6 protein-coding genes and 1 tRNA gene are annotated in these 5,944 nt (G+C 64.7%); 1 reads left to right on the plus strand and 6 read right to left on the minus strand.

Features of this window, described 5'->3' with window-relative positions; all coding sequences use genetic code 11:
* From AC3LCN_RS05740 to AC3LCN_RS05750, 3 genes are all read right to left on the minus strand, one after another.
* On the minus strand, nt 1-745 hold a 745-nt coding region (locus AC3LCN_RS05740; RefSeq protein ID WP_488649111.1), incomplete at its 3' end, for a M14 family metallopeptidase.
* Nucleotides 746-814: 69 nt separating this feature from the next.
* A complete protein-coding gene (locus AC3LCN_RS05745) occupies nt 815-1,762 on the minus strand; it encodes an acyl-ACP desaturase (protein WP_488649112.1) in 948 nt (315 codons plus the stop codon).
* Nucleotides 1,763-1,830: 68 nt separating this feature from the next.
* Nucleotides 1,831-1,907: transfer RNA gene (locus tag AC3LCN_RS05750), tRNA-Glu, on the minus strand.
* Between the two features lie 103 nt (nt 1,908-2,010).
* Between AC3LCN_RS05750 and AC3LCN_RS05755 the strand changes: the two genes are divergently transcribed.
* Complete coding sequence (locus tag AC3LCN_RS05755) at nt 2,011-2,466, plus strand: hypothetical protein (protein WP_488649113.1); 456 nt, start codon at nt 2,011-2,013, stop codon at nt 2,464-2,466.
* Here AC3LCN_RS05755 and AC3LCN_RS05760 read toward each other — a convergent pair.
* From AC3LCN_RS05760 to lpdA, 3 genes are read right to left on the minus strand one after another with little or no spacing between them, the layout of a single operon-like run.
* Nucleotides 2,463-3,521: an amidohydrolase family protein gene (locus AC3LCN_RS05760; protein WP_488649114.1), complete on the minus strand. Its 1,059-nt coding sequence runs from the start codon at nt 3,519-3,521 to the stop codon at nt 2,463-2,465. The two genes, AC3LCN_RS05755 and AC3LCN_RS05760, sit on opposite strands and share 4 nt — an antisense overlap.
* A complete protein-coding gene (lipA, locus tag AC3LCN_RS05765; protein ID WP_488649116.1) occupies nt 3,518-4,465 on the minus strand; it encodes a lipoyl synthase in 948 nt (315 codons plus the stop codon). The genes AC3LCN_RS05760 and lipA overlap by 4 nt, the downstream gene beginning before the upstream one ends.
* A gap of 35 nt (nt 4,466-4,500) precedes the next feature.
* Nucleotides 4,501-5,928, minus strand: coding sequence for a dihydrolipoyl dehydrogenase (gene lpdA, locus AC3LCN_RS05770; protein WP_488649115.1), 1,428 nt, complete (start codon nt 5,926-5,928; stop codon nt 4,501-4,503).
* Between the last annotated feature and the right edge of the window lie 16 nt (nt 5,929-5,944).

Consider the following 5,944-nt stretch of genomic DNA (forward strand, 5'->3'; position numbering starts at 1 on the left):
CAACCTCGCGTTCGATTGGGCTCTGCGGAAAGTCGCCCATCCCCATCTCGGCGATGACGCCACGAACGCCGGCGGCATGGCGCGCCACGAACTCAGCCTCAACATGACCCTGCCCGCCGAACTCGCAGAGGATGCCGATCGCGCCGAGCCCTTCGGCGGTAGAGGTGGTGGTGCCGGGGCTCGCGCCAATCAGCAGCCACTCGGCGCCGACGGCGCGACCGAGCGCCACGGCACGGGCATCGCGTGCAGCGTCGCCCGTCTGCTCAATCCCCACGAACGGCGAGAGCGCCTCGTTGATGTCACCCGCGTGCAGGTCCAGGTACACGTCGGCACCGGTCATGAGTTGCGTCGCAATCGCGTGGGCGATCCGCTCGCTCGCACTCCCCGTCGCCGAGCCCGGATAGACGCGGTTCAGGTTCTTGCCGTCTTGTGGGTTCACGTAGATCGAGCGCGCCTTGAAGGCGGCAGGACTCGTGGCGAGTGTCGCGATGATCGAGCCCTTGAGGTTGCTGAGTGTTGTTGGGTCGCCAGCCTCCGCCGAGAGGAGCAGCGAACGTAGCGCCGCGGGACCGGTGTACTCGCCGCCATGAATGCCCGCAGTGATGGCGAGGCGTGGGCCAGGCTGCCCACCATTGATTACGACCACAGGGATCTGCGTCTGCTCGCCAGGAGCCGTCTCTATGGCGAGCCAGCCGGTGGCGCGACTTCCAGGAGCGGCGATGGCGGTACCGAGCTGCACATTCATGCGCGCATCATGACAGGGGGAAACAGCTAATGCCGCGCGAGTCCGCGGCTAACAGATTGAGGGACGAGGCTAGCGGGCGCGCTCCAGGCGCGGAACCGTTGACAATGCCAGGCGCTCCTCAAAGCGGCGGGCGGCAGCTTCGAGTTTCTCAAGATGCTCATGCAGGCGGATGCGCGCCTGCTCGGCCGCAGCGTCGAGTCCGCTCAGTTCGAAGATTCCCCAGAAGCGCAGGATGGGCATTAGGACGTCATCGCGATGGACGCGTAGGTCGTAGATCCCGGCCTTCGCCACATCCGCGGCCTTGCGGAGGAAGTTCGGAATGCCGGCACCTGGCATTTCAAAGCCAAGGACTTCGTCAACGATCGCCCTTACCGCGGCCGATGGTTCGATCTGGATCGCCGCCTTCAGCATGTCGCGGTAGAAGACCATGTGCAGATTCTCGTCGGCAGCAATGCGCGCCATGATTCGATCCGCCACGGGATCATCCGAATAGCGGCCAGTGTTGCGGTGCGCGATGCGCGTCGCCAACTCTTGAAAGGCGACATAGGCAAGGCCGTGCAGGGTGTCGGGGAATGGATGCTCATAGCCCTTCTCAAGTTGGCTCATGCGACCACGCTCCAGCAGGACCGGATCGATGTTGCGGGTGACCGTGAGGTAGTCGCGCAGAACGATGGCGTGCCGCCCCTCCTCTGCCGTCCAGCGACCCACCCAGTTGATCCAGGCGCCGTCGCCGGAGCCGAACATGCCGTGAATGAGGCGGTGATAGCTAGGCAGGTTGTCTTCGGTCAGCAGCCCGATCTCGAACGCGGTCTGCGCCACGCCCGTCAGTCGCGGGTGGTCTGGGGTCCAGGGCTCCTTGTCGAAGTCGCGGCCCAAGCGGTACGGGATAAATTCGTGCGGGAACCACTCTTCGGCCACCTGGATGTGGCGGTTCAGCAGCCGAGCGGCTTCGGGCTCAAGCTCATTGAGGATCCGTCGGTCGAGGGCGGTTCCCTGGCTAGGCTGCTCATCAGTCATGTCCCAAGTGTAGCGGGGGTCGCCCAAACGGGACGCGGTGCTTTTTGGCCATACCGCTGTTGGGGTAGTGGTAGCGCATACCGGATTCGAACCGGTGGTCTCTGCCTTGAGAGGGCAGTGTCCTAGGCCGCTAGACGAATGCGCCCCGAGTGCGGGCCGTGCCCGGATGCAGATGATACCGATCGGGGCGCTATGCGTCCAACTGGGAGGCGGGAGGCCGTTTTGGACCCTGCGTGTAGGGTTAGTGCATGCAGAGACGAATCGCCCTGGTTGCCTCCCTGGCCCTGCTGCTGGCGAGCTGCGGCTCAGGGCTCGATGCTATCCATGGGTCGCCCAAGGCGACCCCCACCGACTTCGCCGGGCTCACCAAGCGCTTTGCCAACTTCGACCTCACCGTCGACACGGTCGTGAGCGGTGATGCCGGGTGTACCGACCAGGGGCTCGCCCCCATGGCGATCTCCTTCACGATCGCTGGCCTTGGCGAGGCTACTCCCCTCCCCGCCCGCCTCTACCGCTTCCGTAACGACGCGTCGTATATGAAGCTGCGCGCAACAGTGGATACCTGCGCTGCAGAGTGGGTCACCGATCCTGCGGGGCTGCTGATGATTGACGCTTCGCCGTACGTGTTGGTGATGGAGGGGGCGACCGACCAGGCGTTCATCGATGCGCTACGCACATCGCTCTACCAGGCGGCGGGGAACTAGACCTCTTCTTTAAGGGTGCGCGGCGAGGTGCCAGCGCTGCGCGGAATTGCCGCCTTGCTGGCGTTCTTCACAAAGCTAGCCTTGATGGACATGGCGGCGGCGATCTCCTGTTCCTCTACGGAGAGGATGCCGTGCCGGCCGAGGGCGGCGAGCTCGTCGCGAATGTAGGTCTGCAGCATCTCCGGGCCGTCGGTGCCAATAACATAGCGCACCTTGTTCTTGCGCAGTGCGTCGAAGATCTGGCGGAACTCGTCCCAATCCTTCACCACCTGCGTCATCAAGTTTGACGTTGGGCAGATCTCGAGAACGATCTTGCGCTCAGCAAGGGCCTTGAGCGTCTTTGGATCTTGCGCCGCCTTCACGCCGTGGCCGATGCGGTCGGGCTCGAGGTTCTTGATCACGTCGAGCACCTCGCTGACGGGGCCAGACTCACCTGTATGCACGGTAATGCCGAGGCCGGCGAGGCGCGCGCGGCGGAAGAGCTTCTTGTACTCGGCAACTTTGAAGTTATTGGATTCTGGTCCGGCAACGTCGATGCCGACGATCCCGCGGCTCTTCCAGGCGATCGCCTTCTCCACGATGATCTCGTTCTGCGCGTAGGTGAAGCCGCGGTCGAGGCAGAGGATGAGGCCTGGCATCACCGGGTACTCGAGTGCGGCACGATCGGCGCCTCGGATTGCTGCAGCAATGATGTGGTCAAGGTCCTGCTCGCCGTTGCGATTGCGCTTCATCGGATTGAAGCGCAGCTCCATGGTGGTGATGTGGTTCTTGCGATAGGCACCAGCGACCACCTCGTAGACGGAGCGCTCGACTGCGATCGGTGATGACTGAATCAGCTCGGTCCAGTGGAAGAGGTCGAGATAGCCGTTGAAGCTGCGCGTGCGCTTGGCGCCCGCGGTGATCATCTTGCGGAAGGCCCAGTAGTCCTTCGACGGAAGTCGAATCCCCTGCGAGTGCGCGATCCCCCACATGATCGCCGGCGTCACTGAGCCGCCCAGGTGGCAGTGCAGTTCGGCGAGCGGGATGCGCGGGCTCAGTGTGGTGATGCGGCTCATGCGCTTGCTCGCTCGGCGCGGCGGCCGCGTAGCGCTGGGGAGCCGGCTGGCACCTGGTCGCGCGCGTGATAGGAGCTGCGCACCAGCGGGCCCGACTCCACATGCTTGAAGCCGAGCGCCAACGCCTCGTCGCGCATCTCGTCGAACTCGGCTGGCGTGTAGTAGCGCACCAGCGGCAGGTGCTCGGCGGTTGGGCGCAGGTACTGGCCAATCGTCAGCACGTCGCAATCAACGGCGCGCAGAGCTTTAAACGCCTCGGTCAGCTCGGCGCGCTCCTCGCCAAGACCAACCATCAGCGAGCTCTTGGTGTGTACCGGGTTGCCGAGCTCCGCCGCCATCTCCTTGGCGCGGCGGATCACCTCGAGCGAGCGCTCCCAGCGGGCGCGCTTGCGCACCGGCTTCTGCAGGCGCTGCACCGTCTCTAGGTTGTGGTCGACGATGTCGGGGGCCGCCTCCATCACCGCGCGCAGCGGCGCCTCGCGGCCGTCGAAGTCAGGGATCAGCACCTCCACGCCCGTGTCGGGCGCAAGGGCGCGCAGCTCGCGAATGGTGGCGGCGAAGATTGCGGCGCCACCGTCGGCAAGATCGTCGCGGGCGACGCTCGTCACCACGACGTGGTCAAGGTTCAGCGAGGCGAGTGCCTCGGCAACGCGGCGCGGCTCATCAAGGTCGAGGCCATCCGGTCGACCGGTCTTCACGGCGCAGAAGCCGCAGGCGCGCGTGCAGGTGTCACCTAGAATCATTACCGTCGCGGTCCCCTGCTCCCAGCACTCGCCAATGTTCGGGCAGCGCGCCTCTTCACAGACGGTGTTCAGGCTCTGCGAGCGCATCAGTGACTGCAGTTCGCGATATCGGGCGCCACCTGGGGCCTTTGAACGAATCCACTCTGGGTGCTTCGAGGCAACGAGAATCTCTTCGGTGTGGCTTGGAGGGGCGCCAAGCATTGGCAGCTGTCGACCGATCAGCGGCGACCCAGCCACTAGAAGTTCACCGAGCGGCCGAGCGAGATGAGTGCCGCCTCGCCCAGTATCTCACTGAGCGTTGGATGTGGATGCGTGGTGCCGCCCACCTGTTCGGCGGTCGCGCCGAGCTCAAGGGCGAGGCTCGCCTCGGCGATAAGGTCAGTCACCTTCGGGCCAACCATGTGCACGCCGAGCAGTGCGCCGCTCTCCGCGTGTCGCAGCACCTTGCAGAAGCCATCGCTGTCGCCACCGATGTGCGCCTTGGCAATCGCCGCGAATGGCATCACCCCCGCAACGAAGGGCACGCCGTCGCGCTCCAGCTCCTGGGTGGTGGCGCCCACTGATGCCACTTCAGGGCGGCAGTAGGTGGCGCGTGGCTGCTTCGTGTAGTTCATCTCGTGGATTCGCTGACCAGCAATCGCATGGGCGGCGATCAGGCCTTCGTGCGCGGCAACGTGTGCCAGCTGCAGTCCGCCGATCACGTCGCCCACGGCGTAGAGGTGCTCCTGCTTTGTGCGCATCTGTGCGTCGACAGTAATGAAGCCGCGCTCAACAATGGCTGCGGTGCTCTCGAGACCGATGTTGGCACTGTTCGGCACGCGACCGGCAGCGATAACGAGCAGGTCGGCACTCAGCGGCGTTGCGCTGCCCGAGCCGTCAATTGGCTCAATGCTGAGCGTTACGCCATCGGCGCTGCGTACCAGGCTTTCCTCGGTGATGCGGTGCGCCACATGAATTGTGATGCCGCGCTTGGTGAAGGCGCGCGCAAGCTCCTTCGATGCATCGCGATCTTCGAGTGGCACGAGGGCGGGCAGCATTTCAACAATGGTGGTCTCGGCGCCGATGTCGCGGAAGTAGGAGGCGAACTCGCAGCCAACGGCGCCACCACCAACCACGATGACGCGCTTCGGATGCAGTGTTCCTGTGACGATGTCATCGCTGTCGACGATGACCGTGCCGTCGGTCTCGAGGCCCGGAATGCTGCGCACGCTTGAGCCGGTTGCAACCACGATGTCGGTGGCGGTGATGGTGCGCTCTTCGCCGGTTAGTTGACCGGCCTCGTCAACGAGTGCCACCTTGATGCTGCCCGGTGCCGTGATGGTGCCGCGGGCGGCGATCAACTCAACGTTGTTCTTCTTGAAGAGGCTCTTGAGGCCCGCGTGCATCTTGGCCACGATCTTGTCGCGGCGAGCGCCAACGACCGTCGTGTCGATGCCGGTGGCGGGGGTGACTTGGATGCCGTAGTCGGCCGCCTTGCCGATCTTGGCGAGCAGGTCGCCGCTCTCGAGCATCGCCTTGGCGGGGATGCAGCCCCAGTGGAGGCAGGTGCCACCCACCTTTTCCTGCTCGATGAGCGCCACGCGCTTGCCAAGCTGGGCAGCGCGGAAGGCGGCGGCATAGCCACCAGTTCCACCGCCGAGAACGAGGAGGTCGTAGTCGGGCATACGAGAATCCTACGCC

The sequence above is a fragment of the Candidatus Limnocylindrus sp. genome, assembly GCF_040397215.1.
Classification (GTDB): domain Bacteria; phylum Chloroflexota; class Limnocylindria; order Limnocylindrales; family Limnocylindraceae; genus Limnocylindrus.

Excerpts from the sequence above, each read along its gene's own strand:
- lipA (WP_488649116.1), bottom strand. The coding sequence starts at position 4,465 with ATGCTTGGCGCCCCTCCAAGCCACACCGAAGAGATTCTCGTTGCCTCG.
- lpdA (WP_488649115.1), bottom strand. The coding sequence starts at position 5,928 with ATGCCCGACTACGACCTCCTCGTTCTCGGCGGTGGAACTGGTGGCTAT.
- AC3LCN_RS05755 (WP_488649113.1), top strand. The coding sequence starts at position 2,011 with ATGCAGAGACGAATCGCCCTGGTTGCCTCCCTGGCCCTGCTGCTGGCG.
- AC3LCN_RS05760 (WP_488649114.1), bottom strand. The coding sequence starts at position 3,521 with ATGAGCCGCATCACCACACTGAGCCCGCGCATCCCGCTCGCCGAACTG.
- AC3LCN_RS05745 (WP_488649112.1), bottom strand. The coding sequence starts at position 1,762 with ATGACTGATGAGCAGCCTAGCCAGGGAACCGCCCTCGACCGACGGATC.